The 21,812-nt window shown below is 56.6% G+C and carries 21 protein-coding genes; 12 read left to right on the top strand and 9 right to left on the bottom strand.

The annotated features are described in order from the left end of the window. Position 1: 1 nt before the first annotated feature. Positions 2 to 1,171, bottom strand: coding sequence for an MFS transporter (locus AC0J4F_RS17140; RefSeq protein ID WP_473024120.1), 1,170 nt, complete (start codon positions 1,169 to 1,171; stop codon positions 2 to 4). A 112-nt stretch (positions 1,172 to 1,283) separates the two neighbouring features. Next, positions 1,284 to 2,477, bottom strand: coding sequence for an acetyl-CoA C-acyltransferase (locus tag AC0J4F_RS17135; RefSeq protein WP_473024119.1), 1,194 nt, complete (start codon positions 2,475 to 2,477; stop codon positions 1,284 to 1,286). 105 nt (positions 2,478 to 2,582) lie between these two features. Between AC0J4F_RS17135 and AC0J4F_RS17130 the strand changes: the two genes are divergently transcribed. After that, on the top strand, positions 2,583 to 3,143 hold the full coding sequence (locus AC0J4F_RS17130) for a TetR/AcrR family transcriptional regulator (RefSeq protein WP_133947377.1): 561 nt from the start codon (positions 2,583 to 2,585) through the stop codon (positions 3,141 to 3,143). Between the two features lie 10 nt (positions 3,144 to 3,153). On the opposite strand, the gene arfB is transcribed toward AC0J4F_RS17130, so the two are convergent. Next, a complete protein-coding gene (gene arfB, locus AC0J4F_RS17125; protein ID WP_133947375.1) occupies positions 3,154 to 3,615 on the bottom strand; it encodes an alternative ribosome rescue aminoacyl-tRNA hydrolase ArfB in 462 nt (153 codons plus the stop codon). Then, entirely contained in the window at positions 3,612 to 4,292 is a 681-nt protein-coding gene (locus AC0J4F_RS17120) for a TetR family transcriptional regulator C-terminal domain-containing protein (protein ID WP_166672644.1), read from the bottom strand. Before AC0J4F_RS17120 ends, arfB begins: the two co-directional genes overlap by 4 nt. A gap of 493 nt (positions 4,293 to 4,785) precedes the next feature. Here AC0J4F_RS17120 and aptA point away from each other — a divergent pair, with 493 nt between their 5' ends. The 11 genes from aptA (at position 4,786) to AC0J4F_RS17065 (ending at position 15,509) form a co-directional block, all read left to right on the top strand. After that, positions 4,786 to 6,129, top strand: coding sequence for an omega-aminotransferase AptA (aptA, locus tag AC0J4F_RS17115; RefSeq protein WP_133947373.1), 1,344 nt, complete (start codon positions 4,786 to 4,788; stop codon positions 6,127 to 6,129). 13 nt (positions 6,130 to 6,142) lie between these two features. Further along, positions 6,143 to 6,430, top strand: a complete 288-nt coding sequence (locus AC0J4F_RS17110; RefSeq protein WP_473024118.1) for a cupin domain-containing protein — start codon at positions 6,143 to 6,145, stop codon at positions 6,428 to 6,430. A 13-nt stretch (positions 6,431 to 6,443) separates the two neighbouring features. Then, complete coding sequence (locus tag AC0J4F_RS17105) at positions 6,444 to 7,700, top strand: Zn-dependent hydrolase (protein ID WP_133947369.1); 1,257 nt, start codon at positions 6,444 to 6,446, stop codon at positions 7,698 to 7,700. Positions 7,701 to 7,723: 23 nt separating this feature from the next. Then, positions 7,724 to 8,557: an endo alpha-1,4 polygalactosaminidase gene (locus AC0J4F_RS17100; RefSeq protein ID WP_473024117.1), complete on the top strand. Its 834-nt coding sequence runs from the start codon at positions 7,724 to 7,726 to the stop codon at positions 8,555 to 8,557. 66 nt (positions 8,558 to 8,623) lie between these two features. Further along, on the top strand, positions 8,624 to 10,081 hold the full coding sequence (gene hydA / locus AC0J4F_RS17095; protein WP_473024116.1) for a dihydropyrimidinase: 1,458 nt from the start codon (positions 8,624 to 8,626) through the stop codon (positions 10,079 to 10,081). A gap of 135 nt (positions 10,082 to 10,216) precedes the next feature. Next, positions 10,217 to 11,008 carry an ABC transporter ATP-binding protein gene (locus tag AC0J4F_RS17090; protein WP_133947767.1) on the top strand — a complete coding sequence of 264 codons (792 nt, stop codon included), beginning with the start codon at positions 10,217 to 10,219 and terminating at the stop codon, positions 11,006 to 11,008. An 11-nt stretch (positions 11,009 to 11,019) separates the two neighbouring features. Continuing rightward, positions 11,020 to 11,943 (top strand): ABC transporter permease, encoded by a 924-nt coding sequence (locus AC0J4F_RS17085; protein ID WP_473024115.1) that lies wholly within the window; start codon positions 11,020 to 11,022, stop codon positions 11,941 to 11,943. Then, the gene (locus tag AC0J4F_RS17080) at positions 11,940 to 13,085 is read left to right on the top strand and encodes an ABC transporter permease (protein WP_473024114.1); all 1,146 of its coding nucleotides are present in this window, start codon (positions 11,940 to 11,942) and stop codon (positions 13,083 to 13,085) included. The genes AC0J4F_RS17085 and AC0J4F_RS17080 overlap by 4 nt, the downstream gene beginning before the upstream one ends. A gap of 112 nt (positions 13,086 to 13,197) precedes the next feature. Beyond that, positions 13,198 to 13,977 carry a DNA-formamidopyrimidine glycosylase family protein gene (locus AC0J4F_RS17075; RefSeq protein WP_133947359.1) on the top strand — a complete coding sequence of 260 codons (780 nt, stop codon included), beginning with the start codon at positions 13,198 to 13,200 and terminating at the stop codon, positions 13,975 to 13,977. Between the two features lie 65 nt (positions 13,978 to 14,042). Next, on the top strand, positions 14,043 to 14,879 hold the full coding sequence (gene mazG / locus AC0J4F_RS17070) for a nucleoside triphosphate pyrophosphohydrolase (RefSeq protein WP_473024113.1): 837 nt from the start codon (positions 14,043 to 14,045) through the stop codon (positions 14,877 to 14,879). 108 nt (positions 14,880 to 14,987) lie between these two features. After that, positions 14,988 to 15,509: a hypothetical protein gene (locus tag AC0J4F_RS17065; RefSeq protein WP_473024112.1), complete on the top strand. Its 522-nt coding sequence runs from the start codon at positions 14,988 to 14,990 to the stop codon at positions 15,507 to 15,509. A gap of 299 nt (positions 15,510 to 15,808) precedes the next feature. Here AC0J4F_RS17065 and AC0J4F_RS17060 read toward each other — a convergent pair whose 3' ends face one another. From AC0J4F_RS17060 to trkA, 5 genes are all read right to left on the bottom strand, one after another. Further along, a complete protein-coding gene (locus AC0J4F_RS17060; protein WP_473024111.1) occupies positions 15,809 to 17,248 on the bottom strand; it encodes a ferric reductase-like transmembrane domain-containing protein in 1,440 nt (479 codons plus the stop codon). A gap of 360 nt (positions 17,249 to 17,608) precedes the next feature. Continuing rightward, positions 17,609 to 18,904: a GTPase HflX gene (gene hflX, locus AC0J4F_RS17055; protein ID WP_133947765.1), complete on the bottom strand. Its 1,296-nt coding sequence runs from the start codon at positions 18,902 to 18,904 to the stop codon at positions 17,609 to 17,611. A gap of 120 nt (positions 18,905 to 19,024) precedes the next feature. Next, positions 19,025 to 19,279, bottom strand: a complete 255-nt coding sequence (hfq, locus tag AC0J4F_RS17050) for an RNA chaperone Hfq (protein WP_006934516.1) — start codon at positions 19,277 to 19,279, stop codon at positions 19,025 to 19,027. A gap of 188 nt (positions 19,280 to 19,467) precedes the next feature. Beyond that, a complete protein-coding gene (locus tag AC0J4F_RS17045; RefSeq protein ID WP_473024110.1) occupies positions 19,468 to 20,331 on the bottom strand; it encodes a D-amino-acid transaminase in 864 nt (287 codons plus the stop codon). A gap of 103 nt (positions 20,332 to 20,434) precedes the next feature. Beyond that, the gene (gene trkA, locus AC0J4F_RS17040; RefSeq protein WP_133947349.1) at positions 20,435 to 21,811 is read right to left on the bottom strand and encodes a Trk system potassium transporter TrkA; all 1,377 of its coding nucleotides are present in this window, start codon (positions 21,809 to 21,811) and stop codon (positions 20,435 to 20,437) included. Position 21,812 lies beyond the last annotated feature (1 nt).

Here is a 21,812-nt window from a genome sequence, read left to right as displayed (position 1 = left end):
TTTATCCTCTTGCTGTTTGAAAATTGTTTTTGGTGAAGTGTCCGAGCCATACGGCCAACAGGCAACCGGTCAACGCAATCGCGGTTCCTATGGCTGGCGCGGATGCAATGCCTGAAAGATCCAGTGCGGCAGCGCCGAGCGCAATTCCAAGGCCCTGACCAAAGTAAACCATGGATGCATTCAGCGCGAAAACAAAGGTCGCCGACGACCCGGCCAAGGCGGCAAGCCGGGCTTGAACGGTCGCCCCAATGGCAAATTGGGCTACAGGTCCAAGGACCACACTCACGAAGATGGTTCCTAGTCCGATACTGCCGGCCTGTTGAAGTCCAAGCGATGGAACGACAACGGCCAGTGACACAGCCAAGACCAAGAACAGGACTGCAAGCAACGATCGGTTTTGCCCCATCGCGTATCTTGCCCCGAGCCTGATCCCGGCGAGACTGCTCAGCCCGGCAATGACTTGAAGCACAGCAATCCCAGGTCCTGAATACCCGGTCAGCGCGCGGATAATCGGTCCCAGCAGCCCCACCAGTGTAAACAAGGCCGTGGAGGCAATCAGCATGATCCCGAGGTGAGCCACGATGGACGCACCAACAGGCTCATGGCCCCCGGCGGTAGGCTGCTGCATCGGAATTTTGGAGGGCACACTTACCAAAACCAGCGCGAAGGCGATGGCAGAGACGATACCCGTTGCAGCGAAACAGGCCTGCCATCCGATGGTATTCCCGAGTATGGATCCAAACGGAATACCGATGATCATGGCAAGAGGAATCCCGGCGTAGACCTTGGCAACAGCCGCCGGTCTACCGCTGTCGGTAGCGCCAGCTGAAGCAATCGCGGTTGCAAGCGGAAAGGCCAATGCACCAACCCCTCCAACTAAGACTCTTGAGACCATCAGCGCGCCATACACCGGCACTACAGCCGAAAGACCGTTGAGTAACGTCATCAACATCAAGACCGTCAGCAGGAGGGGCTTGCGGGGAAGAGATGATGTCAATTTGGCAAGCATCGGACCGCAAATCGCGCAGGCGATTGCGAAGCCGGACTGCAGCGCCGCGGCTTCGCCGACAGTGACACCAAGACTTGCTGCCATTGGTACCAAGGCGCCAGAGAACGCAAAAGCACCCATGGTGAACGCAAAGGGGCACAACAAGAGAGCAAGGCTCATCATAAGAAATTATTCCTATCATCTTGCCAAAGCTCGCCGTACCACCCGACCGCAATCGGCGGGTATTTCTGCCGGCAAGTTTTGGAATAGGGATTTGAGAAACGAAGCGCTGCGATTACGGCAATTGAATTGCAATCGCGGTTGCTTCACCGCCCCCAATACACAGGGACGCGATGCCTTTTTTCAGCCCGCGCGCCTTCAGGGCATAAAGTAGTGTGACCACGATACGGGCTCCGGTCGCTCCAATGGGATGCCCGAGAGCGCAAGCACCGCCGTTCACATTGAGTTTGTTGCGCGGGATCCCCAGTTCCTTGGCAGCGGCCATGGCGACGACGGCGAACGCTTCATTGATTTCAAACAGATCCACGTCTTCAACCGTCCAGCCAATCTGTTTGATCAGTTTCTGAGCCGCCGGAATTGGTGCTGTCGTGAACCATTCCGGTGCTTGGGCGTGCGTCGCATGACCGACAATATGGGCCAGGACCGGCATTTCATGCTCATGTGCCGTTTCGCTGCTGGTGAGCACCAAAGCTGCCGCGCCATCTGCATTGGCGGACGAGCTTGCTGCTGTGATCGTTCCATTCTCCCCAAAGGCTGCCCGCAAATCCGGGATTTTGGCGGAGTTGATCTGCGGGGGGCGCTCATCCTTTTCAACAAGGATGGTTCCCTTTCGCGTCTGGACCGGGACAGGCGCGATTTCCGATGCAAAGCTTCCATTGGCAACGGCAGATTGAGCCCGTTCCAGCGTTTCCATGGCATAGCTATCCTGGTCAAACCGGCTGAACTGGAACTTCTCCGCAGTTGCCTCGCCAAAGGCTCCCATCGGCCTGCCGGTCTCATAAGCATCTTCAAGACCGTCCCGCATCATGTGATCAATGACTTCCGCGGACCCGGCCTTTCGCCCACCGCGCATCTCAGGAAGCAGAAACGGAGCCCGCGACATTGATTCCATGCCGCCGGCGACAACGACACCGACTGATCCGGCCTTGAGAAGATCATGGCCAAGCATAACCGATTTCATGCCGGACCCGCAGACCTTATTGATGGTTGTGGCGCCGCAAGAATCAGGCAGACCGGCAGCACGCGCCGCCTGACGCGCGGGTGCTTGCCCGAGGCCTGCGGGCAAGACGCATCCCATAAGCGCCTCGTCGACCAGATCACCGGAAACCCCAGCATCCTTGAGAGCCGCCGATATCGCGGTTGCCCCAAGTTGCGGGGAAGGCACAGACGCCAATGCCCCCATGAAGCCCCCCAAGGGTGTTCTCCGTGCTGCGCTGATGACGATTGGGCTGTCTTGAGTAAGCGGCATGATCTGAACCTCTATCTGAATTTCACGCATAGATTATGATCGTATTCTTTATTGTCAACAAAAAGATTATGACTATAATCAAAGTCAGTTGATGGAGATTTTCTGATGAGAGTGAGCCGCGAAGATGCGCGCGAAAACAGGGCACGGGTTGTCGAAACAGCCAGCCAAATGTTCCGCCAACACGGGTTCGACGGTATTGGTATTGCCGGCTTGATGAAGGCATCAGGCCTTACAAATGGCGCGTTTTACAAACAGTTCGCCAGCAAGGACGCCTTGATGGCCGAAGCCACCGCGCATGCCTTGGCTGAAAATCTGGACCACTGGCGCCGAAGCATTGCCGAGGATACGTCAGGCTCTTCGAAAGATGCTGTAACGCGCTGGTATTTGTCCGACACCCACGAAAACGCTCGCGGGACCGGTTGCGCCTATGCAGCTCTTGCCGGAGATGCGCCGAGGCAGTCCAAGGACGTCCGGGAGGCTTTTGACCAAGCCTTACGCGAAACGGCCGCACTCGTTTCGGGGAAAGACGAAACCACTCCCCTCTCCGAGCAAGAAGATGCCTTGAGGTTCATCTCCCAAATGGTTGGCGCCCTCGTATTGGCACGGGCAACCGGAGATCCGGATCTCAAGGCAACTCTTCTGAAGGCCGCCGGAAAAACAGAATAGTTACTTAAGCTTAGTCCTCGAAACCGGAAGACCGGCCCCGCAGTTTCTTGACCTGACCGCGCTGTTTCTTGGCATCGAGCCGTCTGCGCTTGGACCCAAGAGTTGGTTTGGTCGCTTTTCGGGGCTTGGGCTTTTCGGTCGCCCGTCTCAACAGATCAATCAACCGGGCCAGCGCATCTTCTCGGTTGCGCTCCCGGGTCCTGTGCCGGTCCGCCTGGAGAATGATTTCGCCATATTGCGTCAATCGGCTTCCGGCAATCTTCGCGGCCCGGGTTTTGACGTCATGCGGCAGCGTCTGGTTGGCCCACAAATTGAACCTCAATTGAACGGCCGTCGACACCTTGTTGACATTCTGACCGCCCGGACCGGAGGCTCGAATGAAATCCTCATTCAAGTCGTCTCGTGTGATATAGAGACGCCCGGTTACCGGAATTCGGGACGACGGCGCCGGCTGGTCTTCATCCCCGCTCATGCGGTCTCGGGAGTTTCTTCAGGCAAACGCAGACCGATGCTTGCCAGGATCTGTTGTGTCACGGCCCGCTCGGTTTCCAGCTTGAAATCCTCATCGCTCAAATCGTGACCGGTCAGAGCCCGGATCTGCACGGCAAAATCCGCGTAATGCTGCGTGGTCGCCCAGATGGAAAAGATCAGATGCAACGGCTCGGTCTTGCTGATCTTGCCGTCCGCAATCCAGCTTTCGATCACCGCCACCTTTTCGGCAACCAGACGCCGGAGATCTGTTTCCAGGATCGGCAGGATTTGCGGCGCCCCTTGCATCACCTCATTGGCAAACAGGCGCGAGGCTTCAGGGAAGTTGGCGGATATCTCGATCTTCTGGCGGATGTAGGCAGCAAGTTCGGTAGCAGGGTCGCCCTCCCGATCGAGGGTTTTAAGAGGCGCCAGCCAGACATCAAGAATATGTGCAAGCGCTGCCGTGTAGATCGCTTCTTTCGACGAGAAATAATACAGGAGATTTGATTTCGACATACCGGCTTCGGCGGCGATCCGCTCCACCGTTGCGCCTGAAAACCCGTACCGGGAAAATTCCTTCAAGGCGGCGTCCAGAATCAGTGTTCTGTTTTTCTCCTGGATCCGGCTCATACCACCGACCCTTGAACTCGCAGGCACTTGCCCACCGACATCAGCCATTTAGCTACCCCGCACTTGCCCCTTAGAGCGTATTCCCCACAGACAACCGAATTCCTTCAAAATCCGAAATCTGCGCCGTCCACGGCCATGAAAATGCACCAAAGACGGACATGATCACAAATTAGTCACACCGGCTGATTTTGCATCTTGACCATTTGGTCAAAAGCGCCATAGGCTAAATTGACCAGATGGTCAGAAGGCTAGACGATCCGGATCGGCGCCGCAATGGGGCAGACGGAACCGGACCAGCCTCGAACATCAGGCAAGAATGGCCGGAAAACGGTCTGGCCCAATTGGCCGACAGAGGATTTCGCACCCGGCAAAAGAGGCCAAAGCCCGCGCCAGGTGCACAAGGAACAGCCAGGGGGAGAGGACCCGGCATGTCAGTGAAATTCCTGCTTTGCGCGGGCAGCTGACCTATGTCTTACTCTCCTCCATAGAAAACAACCAACAGGCGGTTCGCGATACGCGTTAAGGACCGCAAGGAGGACGCATGTCGTCATCGGCATCAGCAGCATCGAGCCAGGCTGCAACCAACAATCTTGAAGCGTTCTGGATGCCTTACACGGCGAACCGCCAGTTCAAGCAGAACCCGCGGATGTTCGTCGGCGCAAAGGACATGCACTACACCACCTCCGATGGCCGGCAGGTTTTGGATGGGACAGCGGGTCTTTGGTGCTGCAACGCCGGTCACGGCCGCCCGAAGATCGTGGAAGCAGTCCAAAACCAAGTCGCAGAAATGGACTATGCCCCGGCCTTTCAGATGGGTCATCCGAAGGCATTTGAGCTGGCGGCACGCCTCACCGCCATGATGCCCTCCCCGTTGGATCATGTGTTTTTCACGAACTCCGGGTCTGAAAGCGTCGACACAGCCCTGAAAATCGCACTTGGGTATCAGCGCTCGATCGGTCAGGGCACACGGACGCGGTTTATCGGCCGCGAGCGCGGCTATCACGGCACCGGTTTCGGCGGAATTTCGGTTGGTGGCATCGTCGCGAACCGCAAGCAATTCGGCAACATGCTCAACGGTGTCGACCATCTGCCGCACACCCACGACCTCAGCCGGAATGCCTTTTCCCGCGGGGAGCCGAAAAACGGTGCAGAATATGCCGAAGAGCTGATCCGTCTTGTCCAGTTGCATGATGCCTCCACAATCGCTGCCGTGATCGTGGAGCCCGTTGCCGGCTCGACGGGCGTTCTGATCCCGCCGGTTGGATATCTGAAGCGTCTGCGTGAAATTTGCGACCAGAACGGCATCCTCCTGATCTTTGACGAAGTGATCACCGGCTTCGGCCGCCTCGGAACGCCGTTTGCGGTCGACTACTTCGACGTCATTCCGGACATGGTGACGACGGCCAAGGGTATCACCAGCGGCGTGATCCCGATGGGTGCAGTGTTCTGCGCCAAGAAGATCTATGATGCGTTCATGGATGGGCCCGATCATCTGATCGAACTCTTCCACGGCTACACCTATTCCGGTCACCCGATTGCCTGTGCAGCCGCTCTGGCGACCTTGGATACCTATGAAGAAGAAGGCCTTCTGACCCGAGCGGCAAGCTTGGCCCAATACTGGGAAGACGGCCTGCACTCCCTCAAGGATTGTCCGCACGTCATCGACATCCGCAATCTCGGCCTGATTGGGGCGATTGAGCTGACACCGATCGACGGCGCGCCGACCAAGAGAGCGTTCTCCGCGTTCTTGAAAGCCTATGACGACGGCATTTTGATCCGCACGACCGGGGACATCATCGCGTTGTCGCCGCCGCTGATCATTTCCGAATCTCAAATCGACGAGTTGTTCGGCAAATTGCGGACTGTCTTGAACGCGATCGACTAACGGAAAGCCAGTCATGACGAGACCAGCTGCCACCAGCGAAACCCTGATCGATGATGATCGTGTCCGCGTGACACGATTTGACTTCGAACCTGGCGCGGAGACCGGCTGGCATCGTCATGGCTTCGACTACGTCATTACGGCAGTCACTAACTGCCAGATGGTGCTGGAGGAGCCGGGTGGCACGCGCAGAACCGTAACGGTTGCAGCTGGCACGGCTTACCGGCGCTCTGAAGGCGTGGAACACAATGTAATCAACGGCGGAGACAATCCGATGTCCTTCGTCGAAGTGGAATTGAAATAGGAGACAGGGCACCATGGCAGCTCCGGGCGAAAACCTCAGGATCAACGCAGACCGGCTGTGGGACAGCCTGATGGAAATGGCCAAGATCGGTCCGGGCGTTGCTGGCGGCAACAACCGTCAAACCCTCACGGATGCAGACGCGGAAGGCCGGAAACTGTTCCAGAAATGGTGTGAAGATGCTGGCATGACCATGGGGGTCGACACCATGGGCAACATGTTCATGACCCGGCCGGGCACAGACCCGGACGCCCTACCCGTCTATGTAGGGTCTCACCTCGACACCCAGCCGACCGGCGGCAAGTATGACGGCGTTCTGGGTGTGCTTGGCGGCCTGGAAGTCGTGCGCACGATGAACGATCTCGGCATCAAGACCAAACACCCGATCGTTGTGACCAACTGGACCAACGAGGAAGGCACGCGTTTCGCGCCGGCCATGCTGGCATCCGGCGTGTTTGCCGGGATCCACACCCTTGATGAAGCCTATGCCAAGGAAGATCATGAGGGTCTGAAATTTGGCGATGAGCTGAAGCGTATTGGCTGGGTGGGCGATGAAGAAGTTGGCGCCCGCAAGGACAAGATGCACGCCATGTTCGAGCTGCACATCGAACAAGGCCCGATCCTGGAAGCGGAAGGAAAGGACATCGGTGTTGTCACACACGGCCAGGGCCTCTCCTGGACACAGGTGACCATCACCGGCAAAGACAGCCATACCGGATCCACGCCTATGCCGATGCGCAAGAACGCCGGACTTGGTATGGCCCGGATCCTGGATCTGGTCGACGAGATTGCCTGGTCCCACAAGCCGCACGCCGTTGGCGCCGCCGGTCATATCGACGTCTATCCGAATTCCCGAAACGTGATTCCGGGCAAGGTGGTTTTCACCATCGACTTCCGTTCGCCGGACATCAACGTCATTGCGGCGATGGAAGAGGACATGAAGAAAGGCGCTAAGAAGATTTGCGACATGATGGGCCTAGACGTCGAATTTGAAAAAGTCGGCGGCTTTGATCCGGTGACGTTTGACGAAAACTGCGTCACCGCTGTCCGCAATGCGGCTGAGCGCCTCGGTTACACCCATCAAAACATCATCTCCGGCGCGGGTCACGATGCTTGCTGGATCAACAAGGTAGCGCCGACGGCGATGATCATGTGTCCCTGCGTGGACGGATTGTCCCACAACGAAGCCGAAGAAATCTCCAAGGATTGGGCGAAAGCTGGCACGGATGTTCTCTTCCATGCGGTCGTCGAAACAGCGGAGATCGTGGAGTAGGTTCCGAACCAACAGAGACACCAATGAAACACGCAGTCCCAAAAATCATGCACATCGGAAAGGCGCTGAGAGCAGCGGCTATCACGATGGTGTGTGGTTTTGGGATCTGCGGGGGGTATGTGGCACCAGCATTTGCGACGGCGAAGTTCCATGTTGGAGACCGGTGGGATTGGCAGCTCAAAGGACCTGCCGATCTCGATCGGGATGTCGAAATGCTGACGCTTGATCCGCGGCTCGTTACGACGGACCAACTTCAAGATCTCCGCGCACAAGGGGTCGATACGGTCTGCCATGTCAACGCCGGAACAATTGCAGAGACAGACCCTGGGTTTTCTGACCTTGCGCCCGCTGTTATAGGCAGCCCGCACAAGACAAGGCCGAACGAACGTTATCTGGATATACGCCGCCTTCAAATGGTTGTGCCGGTGATCACACAGCAGATCGTTGCCTGCAAAAACCAGGGGTTCACCGCCATAGAACCGGATGGTCTCGACGCCTATGCACAAGACAGCAGCTTTCCACTAACCGCCGCGGATACGGTCCACTATGCCACAACGCTGGCCCATGTGGCGCATGGTTTGGGGCTCAGGATCGCGCAAAAGAACGTCCCGGAGCTCACCGAAGCCTTGCTGCCGCATTTTGATTTCGCGATCACCGAAAGCTGCTTTGAAACCGGCACATGCGAACAAATCGCAGCTTATCCAGAGGCAAACAAACCGGCCTTCAATGCCGAATACACGGATACCGACATTGATTTTGCCAAAGCCTGCGCAGAAGGCGCGCGGCTGAACATCAACATGATCCGCAAGGACCGGCCGTTGACCGCACCGGTGATCTTCTGCCAGGCAGAGTTTTGATCAAACAGACGAGACAGGCGGTCGGGACGTAAACTCGAGATCGCCGAGACAAGAAGGGGAACGACAATGGCAAGCAAAGTGATCAAGGGGGGCACCGTCGTCACCGCTGACCTTTCCTACGAAGCGGACGTGAAAATCGAAGGTGGCAAAATCGTCGAAATCGGTCCAAATCTGTCCGGTGATGAAACAGTGGATGCAACTGGCTGTTATGTGATGCCGGGCGGTATCGATCCGCACACGCACCTCGAAATGCCCTTCATGGGCACGTTCTCCTCCGACAACTTTGATTCCGGTACCCGTGCGGCGCTTTCAGGCGGCACAACTATGGTGGTGGACTTTGCCCTTCCCTCGCCCGGTCAAGGTCTCCTGGAAGCCATCCAGATGTGGGACAACAAGTCGACGATGGCCCACTGCGACTACTCCTTCCACATGGCCATCACCTGGTGGGGCGAGCAGGTCTTTAACGAGATGGAGACTGTTGTCCGCGAAAAAGGCATCAACACCTTCAAGCACTTCATGGCCTACAAAGGCGCCTTGATGGTGAACGATGACGAAATGTTCGCGTCTTTCCAGCGCTGCGCGGAACTTGGCGCCCTGCCGCTGGTCCACGCCGAAAACGGCGACGTTGTCGCAACGCTGCAGCAAAAACTGCTTTCAGAAGGCAACAACGGTCCGGAAGCGCACGCCTATTCCCGCCCACCGGAAGTCGAGGGCGAGGCCACAAACCGTGCCATCATGATCGCGGATATGGCCGGTGTCCCGGTCTACATCGTGCATACGTCCTCCGAGCAGGCCCATGAAGCGATCCGCCGCGCCCGCCAAAACGGCATTCGGGCCTATGGCGAACCGCTCATCCAGCACCTGACGCTTGATGACAGCGAATACAAGCACCCCGACTGGGACCACGCCGCCCGCCGGGTGATGTCGCCGCCGTTCCGCGACAAAAAGCACCAGGACAGCTTGTGGGCGGGTCTGGCCTCCGGGTCCCTTCAGGTCGTTGCGACCGATCACTGTGCCTTTACGACCGATCAGAAACGCACCGGTATCGGCGATTTCACTCAGATCCCGAACGGCACCGGCGGCCTCGAAGACCGCATGCCGATGCTCTGGACCTACGGTGTCGGCACGGGCCGCTTGACACCAAACGAGTTCGTCGCCGTGACTTCAACCAATATTGCAAAGATCCTGAACATCTATCCGAAAAAAGGAGCGATTTTGGTTGGCGCGGATGCAGATATTGTGGTCTGGGACCCGGAGAAGGAAAAGACGATCTCCGCCTCCAGCCAGCAATCTGCCATCGACTACAACGTCTTTGAAGGCAAGCATGTGAAAGGCCTGCCACGCTATACGTTGACCCGCGGGCGCGTTGCGGTCGAAGACGGGACGGTCAACCCGCAACAGGGCCATGGTGAATTCGTCAAGCGCGAGCCGTTCCAGGCCGTCAACAAGGCGCTGTCCACCTGGAAGGAACTGACCGCACCACGCAAGGTCGAACGCACCGGCATTCCGGCCAGCGGCGTCTGATTTGAAACAAGCTCAGACCGCGATCCATATTTCGCGGCCTGAGCTCTTGCCGGGCATTGCCCCGCGACCGTCGCCTGTAGGAAAAAGAAGACAATGCTGACTGCCGCTGAAATTGAAGATGGACTGGAAGACGCCATGAGCTCACAGGCGAACCGGGTGATCGATATCGACAATCTGTCGCTCACCTTTGAAACCAACGATGGCCCGGTCCATGCGCTGTCCGACATTGATCTGAAAATCGAGGAGGGTGACTTCGTCTCCTTCATCGGTCCATCCGGCTGCGGCAAGACCACCCTGCTGCGCGTGATTGCCGATCTGGAGCGGCCAACGGCTGGATCAATCACCGTGAACGGCGTTTCGCCGGAAGAGGCACGGCTCAATCGCGCCTATGGATATGTCTTTCAGGCGGCGGCCCTTTATCCCTGGCGAACAATTGCCAAAAACGTTGCGCTGCCCCTGGAGATCATGGGCCTTTCACGCGAAGAACAGCAGCAGCGTATCCAGAAAAACATGGAACTGGTGAACCTCGCCGGATTTGAAAAGAAATACCCGTGGCAACTTTCCGGGGGAATGCAGCAACGGGCGTCCATTGCCCGTGCCTTGGCGGTAGAACCCGATCTCCTGCTGATGGATGAACCCTTCGGCGCGCTCGATGAAATTGTGCGCGATCACCTCAACGAGCAGCTGCTGCAACTTTGGGCGAAAACCAACAAGACCGTCGTTTTTGTCACCCACTCCATTCCGGAAGCCGTGTTCCTTTCAACCAAGATCGTCGTCCTGTGCCCCCGCCCCGGCCGGATCTATGACGTGATCGAAAGCGACTTGCCGCGCGACCGTAATCTGGACATTCGCGAGACGCCTGAGTTTTTGAAGATCGCCCACCGTGTCCGCGAAGGCCTGAAGGCCGGTCACTCCTATGAAGACTGAGGGAGCAGCTTATGTCTGACACAGCCCTCACCGCCCCGCGCAGCACAAATCCGTTTGCTGGTCTGATGTCCGGCACTCTCGGACCGGTCCTGGTGGTCGTTCTCGCGATCTTTGCAATCTGGTACATCGCAGCTGTTGCCTTGAACACGCCGTTTCAGCAGGACATGTATGAGCGGGCCAATCAGACCGACGTGCCAATGAGCCGGTTGGTCACAGATACGTTGGCCCAGGAGCGCCCCGTTCTGCCGGCACCGCATCAGGTCATCGCTGAGATCTGGAACACAACGGTCGAAAAGAAGATCACGTCAAAGCGGTCCCTCATCTACCATTCCGGCATTACGTTGTCGTCGACCCTTCTCGGATTTCTGATCGGGACATTGCTCGGCATCCTGCTTGCTGTCGGGATCGTGCACAGCCGCGTTCTCGACAAGTCTCTGATGCCTTGGGTGATTTCCTCGCAAACCATTCCGATCCTTGCCATCGCGCCGATGATCATTGTGGTTTTGAATGCCGTCGGCATCTCCGGATTGCTGCCGAAGGCGATGATTTCGACCTATCTGTCCTTCTTTCCGGTGACCGTCGGCATGGTGAAAGGCCTGCGCTCTCCGGAAGTCATTCATATGGATCTGATGCACACCTATTCTGCAACGCGTCTTCAAGCGTTTTGGAAACTGCGCTTGCCTTACGCGGTTCCCTACCTCTTCACATCCATGAAGATCGGCATGGCGGCGTCTCTGGTGGGCGCGATCGTTGGGGAGTTGCCAACCGGAGCCGTTGCCGGACTTGGTGCACGCCTTCTCGCGGGTTCATACTACGGTCAAACCATTCAGATCTGGTCCGCGCTTTTGATGGCTGCTTTCCTGGCCGGAAGCTTAGTGGCCCTGATCGGCGCCCTTGAAAAACTCACATTGAAGCGCATGGGAATGGCGAGATGAGTGCACAAATTGTCTCAAAACGCCGGTTCGACATGCCGGCCTTGCTCGCCTGGTTTGTCGTTGCCATGGTTGTTGTCGGGCTGTTCAGCACCGCCTTCAAACCGGATATCGGCATTCTGGAGGCACCGCAGCTTGCCTTGTGCCTCGTGCTTCTGGCGATCCTTGGCGTTCGTTATGAGCTTGGCTTTATGCGCAACTGGATTGGCGACTTGGCCCTGGGCATTGTCGCGGCCCTTGCAGCTTTGCTTTTGATCAGCGCGGCGGGCCGCCACGAAGGGGACGCTGCTCTCGGGTTCTGGGCGTTGACGGCTGCAACCTGGGCGGCCTTTTGGTTGTTCGTGGAACGTTTGGCGATCTGGAAAAGCCGGTCGGTGCTCACCACCCGAATTGTGAACCTGGCCATTCCGGCGATCTTTGGCATCACGCTCTTGATCCTATGGGAGCTGATCGTCACCGGCGCAGGTGTTCCCAAGGTCTTGCTGCCAGCGCCGTCCGAGATCTGGCTGCGGATGACGACGTCTGTCCCCACCCTTTGGGCCGACTTCCAGCAGACCTTCCTAAAAGCCGTTCTCGTCGGCTACGCGCTTGGATGCGGAGCAGGTTTCCTGATCGCGATCCTGGTCGACCGGGTACCCTTCCTGCGCCGCGGACTTTTGCCAATCGGCAATCTGGTCTCCGCGCTGCCGATCATCGGTGTCGCGCCGATTATGGTCATGTGGTTCGGCTTCGACTGGCCGTCCAAGGCGGCCGTCGTGATCATCATGACGTTCTTCCCGATGCTGGTGAATACGGTCTCTGGTCTCGCCGCATCCGACTCCATGCAACGGGATCTGATGCGGACCTATGCCTCCAACTATTGGCAGACTTTGTTCAAGCTGCGTTTGCCCATGGCCATGCCGTTCATTTTCAATGCGCTCAAGATCAACTCCACGCTCGCCCTGATCGGCGCCATCGTGGCGGAGTTCTTCGGAACCCCGATTGTTGGCATGGGCTTCCGGATTTCCACGGAAGTCGGGCGTATGAACGTTGATATGGTCTGGGCGGAAATTGCTGTCGCAGCGTTGGCCGGCTCTTTGTTTTATGGCCTGGTTGCGCTTCTGGAGCGCGCTGTGACCTTCTGGCATCCCTCAATCCGCGGGTAACGCGTTCTGAGGGTGATCTCAGGACTGGTCTGCTCGGAAACGCGCACTATGGTTTGGAGGACTTCAACTTGAAGCCCTTCATCCGCCCCGCATTTCCAAGAGCCGTTCGCCAATGCCAGAAGGCCATACGATCCATCGTGCCGCCCGTGACCACCGGAAAATCCTCAAAAATCGCTATTTAGCCATTTCTTCGCCGCAAGGGCGGTTCGAAGACGGAGCCGCCTGGCTCAACGGACGCCTTTGCGAAGATGTCGAGGCCTACGGCAAACATCTGATCTACCGTTTTGAAGGAGAAACCTTTCTCCACGTCCATCTCGGACTGTTCGGTCGTATCCGAAAAAGGAAACTGCCTGAACCCGAACCGCGGGGCGCAGTACGTATTCGGATGATTGGCGACACACATCTCATCGATATCAACGGACCAACGGCGTGTGAGATCCTCGATCCGGATGATCTGACCAAGCTGACATCGCGGATTGGCCCCGACATCCTTCGCGCAGATGCAGATCCTGAGCGGGTCTACACCCGGATCTCAAAGAGCCGGTCCCCCATCGGCAAGCTCCTGATGAACCAATCCGTTCTGGCCGGTATCGGCAACATCTACCGCAGTGAAATTTTGTGGCGCCAAGGTATTCATCCTGACCGGCCTGGAAAAGACCTCTCAAAAGATGACTTTGAGCGCCTATGGGCCGATGCCGTGCATTTGCTCGAGATCGGCGTCAAACGCAACGCGATCATAACTGTCGATGAGGCTGCCCCCGGTCGGGGCCGGTATCGCGAGCGGGTCAATATCTTCGGGAAACGAAGTTGCCCCACCTGTGCGGGTGATATCACGCAGGTCGAAATCGACACACGCAAGGCTTACTTCTGCGCAACTTGTCAGGCGGATTGAAACTGACCTTGGAACCTGCCAAGAGTGGCATCTACGTGCGCAACAATTATCTGCCAAGGCCTCCAATGAAACCCAGCCGAGACATCGCCCGCCTTATCGAAATCATGGCTGCCCTGCGCACGCCCGGGACCGGGTGCCCCTGGGATCTGGAACAGAACTTCGCGACGATTGCGCCCTACACTCTGGAAGAAGCGTATGAGGTCGCCGACGCGATCGCGAAAGACGACATGCTGGAGCTGCGCGAAGAGCTGGGCGATCTCCTCTTGCAGGTGGTCTACCACGCGCGGATGGCAGAGGAAGAGGATCAGTTTTCGTTTCCCGATGTGGTGGAGGGCATCACCAAAAAGATGATCCGCCGGCATCCGCATGTCTTTGGCGACGAAACCGGTGAAAAACCCGAACTCGTCAAGGGAATCTGGGAACGCATCAAATCGGAAGAACGGGCCGAAAAGCGTGCTGAACGGGAAGCTCTGGGGCTTGCCGAGCCGAATAAGGGATTTCTCGACGACGTGCCAACGGCCTTCCCTGCCCTTCAAGAAGCGGACAAACTCCAGCGCCGGGCATCCAAGGTCGGTTTCGACTGGAACGATGCCCGGCTGGTTCTGGACAAGATCCGGGAAGAGACCCATGAGCTGGACGAGGAACTCGCCAAACCTGACCCTGACAAGGACCGGATCACAGACGAGTTGGGGGACACGCTCTTTGCCCTGGCAAACCTCGCCCGGCACCTCGATATCGACCCGGAAGAAGCCCTGCGCCGGACCAACCGGAAATTCCGCCGAAGGTTTGCAGCAATCGAGGGCGTTGCAGAGGCAAATGGAACCACACTGGAAGCGATGAGCCTCGAAGAAATGGAAACGGCGTGGCAAGCTGCAAAGAAACAGGACCCAGCTGCAACCTGATCCTGTTTTGAGACTCGCAAAAACTAACCATACGTGTTTTGCCAAGGTTTACTTGAGGTCAGAATCTCTCACACTTCTGCAAAACACGCTCGGAAGCACCAGACACTCATGGCACTCCTCAAAGCTTTTGCGCTGTTTGCAATGGCGACCCTCACAGCTGCGTTTTCAGCGCATGCTGAGACGTGGCGCATTTCAGCATTGGATTGGCCGCCCTATTCAAGCCCGCAGGAAAAGGGTGGTGGCAGCGCTGTTGCCGTTCTCCGCGCGTCTTTGGCCGAGATCGGTGTGACCCTCGAAATCGATTACATGTCGTTCCCCCGTGCCAAGGCGCTTGCAAAAAGCGGCCAGTACATAGGCTATTTTCCGGCCTGGCCAGAAGAAATCATCGAAGGTTTCAAAGGCTCCCGGCCCATCATGATGTCTCAGGTTGGAGTTGTTCATCGTCAGGACAGCAGTGTGTCTTGGCGCAACACGCACGATCTCTTTGAAAACTACCCTACCCGGTTGGGTATGTCCGGAGCTTTGTCTACCCGATTGAAATTCAAGAAGAGGTCGAACACCACGCCACCACGGCGACGGGCGTGGACACTGAACAAGATCTTGTTCGTATGCTTGCAGCCGGCCGGATAGAGGTCGCCGTGACCGATCCATCAGTCATGCTCCGCATCAGCGAAAAAAGGGGTATTACCGGGCTGGTTGCCAACAAATATATATTGTTTCGCAAACCGTTGGTGCTGGCCTTTTCCGGTGAGAGGGATAACGTCTCGCGAAGAGTGCGCCTCAATACTGTATTGCCGCAATTCAGCCGGAACCAGCTTACCTGTTGCGCCTATCATCCCCCGGCCAAATAGAACTAGACATTGAGTGTATGCCCAAATGAATTGGCGCTAGTCCTTCACGAACCAGCGCCAATTCCTAACCTTTGATCATCAACTTGCCACGGGCGACGGTATCGCGCCTGGTTCAGGCGCCAGTTGAGGTCTCCGCTGTGGCCAGGCCGGTTGCAATCCGGCTGGTGCCCCGATGGTTTTCGGACCGATCGGATGAGCGTCCTCTGAGGGGGGGCGCTGCTGGATGGTGCGTTTGGGTCCGAGGCCGAAGACCTGCCGCCATGTCCGTATGGGATTGCGGAAATCAAAGACCTCCGTGTGGATCGGCAGTTGACCTCCGGCTGCGCGATAGGACCGGCATGCGATTGTCAGAAGTGGATCCGGACCGCACGCAAAGAGCTCGGATGACTGCCAACCAGGCGGCAAATGGGCATCGAAGGTCTCCATGTTGAACCGGGCACCTTCCGCATCGCCGAGAAAATGCACCACCAGTTGAGGCAACCGTTTGGCCATTGCCGCCAGATAATTGAGATCGACCGCATGGTTCATGGACCTGTAAATATAAAACAAGTCAATCCGCGGCCCGTGGTCAGGTGACATTGCGCCAAGCGCTGCCAGAAACGGGGTAATCCCTGCTCCGCCCGCAACCCAAATCTGCCTGTAGATCCGTTTCGGATCGGTTTGTGGGGCAAAGTCACCCGCAATCCTGTTCAACAGCACTTCGTCGCCAACCTTGAGCTGCGTTTGCAGCTTCTTTGTATAATCTCCACGGTCGAAGATAACGAAACGCATGCCGTTTTGACTTGGCGCCGATGCAATCGTGAACGGGTGCGGTTCCCGAAGGCCTCGTTTGGCGCAGGAGAGGCTCGCATGCTGGCCCGGACACCATTCGACCGGCCCCCTGCCATCTCTTGGCTCAAGGCGGATATCGATGCTGTCATGGTTGTGCTTCAACTCGCTTACCTGCATTCGGCGGGGCCGGTGCAAATGGTGCGCGATGACACGCGCCATCGCAGCAATGCCAACCACAGACAAGACTGCCAGTACCCACCAATGCACACAGAAATATTCGACAGGGATGGCCGATAGGAAGACGTGAGCGACCGTGACGAGATAAATCGGGCCCATTGCATAATGGGTCCAGCGCCAGACATGATAGGGAATCGCCGGGATGAGCCCGTACAACACTAGGATCATGAGATAAATCCCCGAAAACGTCCCGGCGCGGGTACCAAACTCTTCCCAGCCGGGCACGATGCTTTCTCCGCGCGGTTCAGCCAGAATCCAATGGGCAAGGGTCATGATCCATGCCCAATGGGCAAAGATCCTGTGCACTTGGTAAGATCGCCCGGGACCACCCAGAAGTCCGTCAACGATCCTTATCCGAGCGGCCAGCACCATACACACTGTCATGGCCACAAATGCACCAACTCCAAAGGTAGCTGGTATTAGGTTTTCAGCTGGAACACCGCTGAGAAGTGCGCTGTAAACGACAGCAATAAAAAGAAGAAATCCGACATGCGGATAGATAAGTCGCATCAGTTGCTCCCACCATGAATAGCATTGTTATGCTTGTCTAAGCTTCAGGTGGTTTCCCCGAATTCCCGTGCCGCATGTCTGAGTGCGTTGAACCGCTTTCATATATGCCCCCAACTCGAAAAAACAGAGTGCCGACGATCCGTTTTGGACCAGTTTTATTGTTCTAAGACTGATAGTTAGCGAAATGGCCGGAATTTCGGCGGCACTGAGACCGGAAACAGGAAATACGGCGGCAGGAACGCAATCACCGGCCATCAAACCAGGACGTGTACCGTCCCGGTCAATTGAAAAATGAACCCGTCAATTCGAAAGGTTGGCGCTGTTCCGGTATCAGAAGCCCGAAGGGCGTGTATCGGTCCGTTATTCAGATGGATCAAACGCAAACTTGCCGAAGAGATCCCGGAACGGTCCACGTTGCTTGTCCGAGACCCGGACTTCCACGGTCACGTATTCCTCGCCGTCGGAACGCTCGAGGACCTCAGCCATCTGGTAAAGCTTTGCAATCAATGCGCCTTCTGCCACTGGTATACGGACCGACAGGATATCGTCATGCCGCGCCATGAAACTGTCAACGCGGGCACTCAGATTATCAATGCCCTCACCGGTCACAGCAGACAGGGCGACGGGACCCTCACCTTGTTCTTCTAAAAGGAGTTTCACCCGGTAGTCCTTGTCGAGGAGATCGATCTTGTTCCAGACTTCAATAATCGGTGCGCCAGTCAGCGCATCGACCCCAAGTTCTTCCAAGGTCTTTTGGACGTCTTCGGCTTGCGCGTCCGTGTCAGGGTGCGAAATATCACGCACATGGAGGATCAAATCCGCTTCCAGCACCTCTTCGAGGGTCGCGCGGAAAGCGGCCACCAAATGCGTTGGCAGATCCGAAATAAACCCAACCGTATCTGACAGGATAATCTCGCGTCCGTGCGGCAACGTGATTTTGCGCAGCGTTGGGTCCAGCGTTGCAAAGAGAAGATCCTTGGCAAACACCTCGGACTCAGTCAGACGATTGAACAGCGTCGACTTTCCGGCGTTCGTGTAACCCACCAGGGCGACAACCGGTTGCGGGATCTTCTTCCGTTTCTTTCGGTGCAGTTCCCGGGTTCGGCGCACGCTTTCAAGCTGCTTCTGCAGCGCAATGATCCGTTCTTGGATCTGACGGCGGTCGGCCTCGATTTGGGTTTCCCCTGGGCCGCCCATGAACCCGGCGCCGCCCCTTTGCCGTTCAAGGTGCGTCCAGGACCGGACCAACCGGCTTTTCTGCCAGGTCAGATGCGCTAGATCGACTTGAAGCTTGCCTTCTTTGGTCCGTGCGCGGTCACCGAAGATCTCCAGAATCAAACCCGTCCTGTCGATCACCTTGGTCTTCAGGCGGCGTTCCAAGTTTCTCTGCTGAACCGGAGACAACGGGTGGTCAATAACGACCAGATCCAGATCCTCACTGGCAACAATGCCGGCAAGTTCCGCAACCTTACCTTCGCCGAACAGCGTCGCAGGCTTGGGATTGTTTATCCGCACCACGCCAGAATGGACGATATCCAGGTTGATGGCCGCGCTGAGGCCAATCGCTTCGTCAAGCCGGGCTTCCGGGCTCCGGTTGGATCTGAGGTCTGCCTGGGAGTTTTCAGAACGCAGCTGGATGACCGGTTCTAGGATCATCGCACGAAAGCGCTGGGGCAGACGATCTACCCCAGTGTCTTTTTGTCTAAGAGATTTCTGACCCGGTTCTTCTGAACCATTGGATTTCGAAAAGTCGTCTTCGCGAGACTTCGGTTTCAATCAGCTTGCCTTTTCCGCGTTTTCCTCAGCCTGGTCGAACAATTGAACAGGTCCGTTTGGCATAATTGTGGAAATGGCATGTTTGTAAACCAGCTGCGAATGACCGTCGCGGCGCAGCAGAACGCAGAAATTGTCGAACCACGTCACAACTCCCTGCAGCTTGACCCCGTTTATCAAGAAAATTGTGAGCGGTGTTTTTTGTTTGCGAACGTGATTGAGGAATGTGTCTTGTAGGTTTTGTGCGCGCTCAGCCATGTGTTCTTTTATCCTATTTGGTCCGGATGCGGCCAGGCACCCGGTTTTCTCCTGGCTGACTGTTCCAAGCACAAATCCTCTCAGATTATGGTGTACCCAGCCTGCCCGCTTTTTTATTGCCCATCTATCAGTGGGTCATCTGCCCTGACCCTCAAGTATCCCCAGCCCAGCATAAAGCGGGCTACGATTCACACCACCTTCAAATCAGTAGCAGTATGGAACAGTTCGCGCAATCGGGTTGCAACCGATCCGGGATGCCCATTCCCGATTACCTTGTCATCAATTCGTACAACAGGCATTGCGATATTTGTCGCAGCGGTAACAAAAGCTTCCTTGGCATCATAGGCCTCTTCGAGGCTGAAAGGCCGCTCTTCGAAAGACAACCCTTCGCGCTCAACGAGGTCCAAAATCGCTGTGCGGGTGATCCCACGCAAGATACCGCTCTCTGCCGGCCGCGTGATCAACTTGCCATCCTTTGTGACAATCCAGGCATTGGTTGAGCCGCCTTCGGTCACATTGCCGTCCGCGTCCACATACCAGGCCTCTTTGCCACCCTTTTCCTTCGCATTCTGCTTTGCGAGAACATTCGGCAGCAGGGCAACGGTTTTGATATCCACCCGCGGCCAACGGTTTTCAGGGTAACTGAATACCGCAATCCCGGCCTCGGCTTGCGCGTTTACCGCAGCCGGGTTGGAAGAGCGTGCCGTCACAACGATTGAAGGCGCGACATTTGCCGGCGGGAAGAAATGGTCACGTTTTGAAACGCCGCGTGTCACCTGGATGTACACAAGCCCGTTGCGCACCTTGTTCCGGCGCACCACCTGGCGCAGTACAAATTCGACTGCCGGCCGGCTCATAGGCCATTCAATGGACAATTCGCTCAAGGACCGGCCGAGACGGTCCAGATGGCGCGGCATGTCAACGATCTGGTTGTTCCAAACCTCGCAAACCTCATAGACGCCATCTGCAAACTGGTAACCGCGATCCTCAATATGGACTGCAGCTTCCGAATGCTGGACATATTGACCATTCACATAGGCAATACGGCTCATGAATTCTCCTGATCCCGGCAGGTTCTTTTTGAACCAATTGGTATTGCTACTGTTTTGACCGTTTGGTCAGACAAATGCAAGATCAGAAAAACGTCATACTGACTTAAAAGAAATCAAGACTGACGCGGAACATCTGCTCGACCTGCCGGACCCTGCTGGCAACTGCAAAGATTACGATCCTGTCTTTCGCCTGGATCTGCAGATCTCCATTCGGTGTCAGAACCTCGCCATCCCGGAACACCGCTCCGATCCGAATGCCGGACGGCAAGTCGATCATGCGCAACGGCCGCCCGACCAGTGGCGAGGTGTCGAGCGCTTCTGCCTCAACAATTTCGGCAGCGCCATTTTGCAATGTGTGGACACCCCGGATCCGGCCGCGGCGCACATGTTGGAGGATTTTGGAAATCGTTACGGCACGTGGATTGATGAAGGCATCAATGCCAAGCGCGTTGGTGAATGCGGGATAACTCGGGTTGTTCAAGAGCGACAAGGACCGCTTACAGCCAAGTTTTTTAGCCATAACGGACGACAGAATATTGACCTCATCTTCATTCGTGAGAGCAACCATCGTGTCCGCATCACCGGCATCGGCTTCGTTCAAAATTGTCAGATCCAACGCGCTGCCATGCAAAATGACTGATCGCTTGAGATCGTCTGCAACTGAAATGGCACGTTCACGGGATGCTTCGATCAGCTTGATCTTTGTACCGGCCTGACGTTGTTCCAAGGCCTTCGCAACATAAAGGCCGATATTGCCACCGCCTGCGATCACAACCTTGCCGGCTTCCGGCTCTTCATGCCCGAAAATGCTAAGTGTGCGGCGTACCTGATCCCGTTTCGCGACAACATAAGCAAGATCGCCTGTGTAGATGGAATCGCTGCTTTTCGGCACGAACAGTTTGTTATTCCGGTACAGCCCAACAACAACAGCCCCGAGATCCGGGAACAGTTCTGTCAGCTGATGAAGCGGCGTATCGACGACCGGGCAGTCGTCTTCACACATGATCCCGACCACAACGACATTGTCGTCGGCAAAACGGACGGTTTCTACAGCCCCTGGAAGAGCCAAACGCCGAAGCACCATTTCACCGACTTCGATTTCAGGTGAAATGATCACGTCAATCGGCATGTTCTCGCGGGAAAACAGGTTCCGCCAACGGCCCTGAAGATAGGATTGTGCGCGGATACGCGCGACTTTCGTCGGCACATTGAAGAGGGAGTGGGCCACCTGACACGCGACCATGTTCACCTCGTCATACAAGGTGACGGCAACGATCATATCGGCTTCCTCCGCTCCGGCCTGGGCCAGAACATCCGGATGGGCGCCGTGTCCGACAAAACCGCGAACATCCAGCTGATCGCCAATCGCATCGATCAGTTTGGGCGAGGAATCAATGACAGAAACATCGTTCTGTTCCGCAGCCAGCCGTTCGGCGATCCCGTAGCCGACCTGTCCGGCGCCGCAAATCACGATTTTCATG

Source organism: Roseibium sp. R5, from assembly GCF_055755305.1.
Note: the sequence above shows the minus strand (reverse complement) of the source record. Positions and strands in the feature narration are given on the sequence as shown.

What these genes read in the sequence shown, in the direction of transcription:
- AC0J4F_RS17060 (WP_473024111.1), bottom strand. Translation starts at nt 17,248, where the DNA reads ATGCGACTTATCTATCCGCATGTCGGATTTCTTCTTTTTATTGCTGTC.
- mazG (WP_473024113.1), top strand. Translation starts at nt 14,043, where the DNA reads ATGAAACCCAGCCGAGACATCGCCCGCCTTATCGAAATCATGGCTGCC.
- AC0J4F_RS17090 (WP_133947767.1), top strand. Translation starts at nt 10,217, where the DNA reads ATGAGCTCACAGGCGAACCGGGTGATCGATATCGACAATCTGTCGCTC.
- AC0J4F_RS17065 (WP_473024112.1), top strand. Translation starts at nt 14,988, where the DNA reads ATGGCACTCCTCAAAGCTTTTGCGCTGTTTGCAATGGCGACCCTCACA.
- AC0J4F_RS17085 (WP_473024115.1), top strand. Translation starts at nt 11,020, where the DNA reads ATGTCTGACACAGCCCTCACCGCCCCGCGCAGCACAAATCCGTTTGCT.
- AC0J4F_RS17100 (WP_473024117.1), top strand. Translation starts at nt 7,724, where the DNA reads ATGAAACACGCAGTCCCAAAAATCATGCACATCGGAAAGGCGCTGAGA.
- AC0J4F_RS17080 (WP_473024114.1), top strand. Translation starts at nt 11,940, where the DNA reads ATGAGTGCACAAATTGTCTCAAAACGCCGGTTCGACATGCCGGCCTTG.
- aptA (WP_133947373.1), top strand. Translation starts at nt 4,786, where the DNA reads ATGTCGTCATCGGCATCAGCAGCATCGAGCCAGGCTGCAACCAACAAT.
- hfq (WP_006934516.1), bottom strand. Translation starts at nt 19,279, where the DNA reads ATGGCTGAGCGCGCACAAAACCTACAAGACACATTCCTCAATCACGTT.
- AC0J4F_RS17135 (WP_473024119.1), bottom strand. Translation starts at nt 2,477, where the DNA reads ATGCCGCTTACTCAAGACAGCCCAATCGTCATCAGCGCAGCACGGAGA.
- AC0J4F_RS17140 (WP_473024120.1), bottom strand. Translation starts at nt 1,171, where the DNA reads ATGATGAGCCTTGCTCTCTTGTTGTGCCCCTTTGCGTTCACCATGGGT.
- AC0J4F_RS17105 (WP_133947369.1), top strand. Translation starts at nt 6,444, where the DNA reads ATGGCAGCTCCGGGCGAAAACCTCAGGATCAACGCAGACCGGCTGTGG.
- arfB (WP_133947375.1), bottom strand. Translation starts at nt 3,615, where the DNA reads ATGAGCGGGGATGAAGACCAGCCGGCGCCGTCGTCCCGAATTCCGGTA.
- hydA (WP_473024116.1), top strand. Translation starts at nt 8,624, where the DNA reads ATGGCAAGCAAAGTGATCAAGGGGGGCACCGTCGTCACCGCTGACCTT.
- trkA (WP_133947349.1), bottom strand. Translation starts at nt 21,811, where the DNA reads ATGAAAATCGTGATTTGCGGCGCCGGACAGGTCGGCTACGGGATCGCC.
- AC0J4F_RS17110 (WP_473024118.1), top strand. Translation starts at nt 6,143, where the DNA reads ATGACGAGACCAGCTGCCACCAGCGAAACCCTGATCGATGATGATCGT.
- AC0J4F_RS17075 (WP_133947359.1), top strand. Translation starts at nt 13,198, where the DNA reads ATGCCAGAAGGCCATACGATCCATCGTGCCGCCCGTGACCACCGGAAA.
- hflX (WP_133947765.1), bottom strand. Translation starts at nt 18,904, where the DNA reads ATGATCCTAGAACCGGTCATCCAGCTGCGTTCTGAAAACTCCCAGGCA.
- AC0J4F_RS17120 (WP_166672644.1), bottom strand. Translation starts at nt 4,292, where the DNA reads ATGGCTGATGTCGGTGGGCAAGTGCCTGCGAGTTCAAGGGTCGGTGGT.
- AC0J4F_RS17045 (WP_473024110.1), bottom strand. Translation starts at nt 20,331, where the DNA reads ATGAGCCGTATTGCCTATGTGAATGGTCAATATGTCCAGCATTCGGAA.
- AC0J4F_RS17130 (WP_133947377.1), top strand. Translation starts at nt 2,583, where the DNA reads ATGAGAGTGAGCCGCGAAGATGCGCGCGAAAACAGGGCACGGGTTGTC.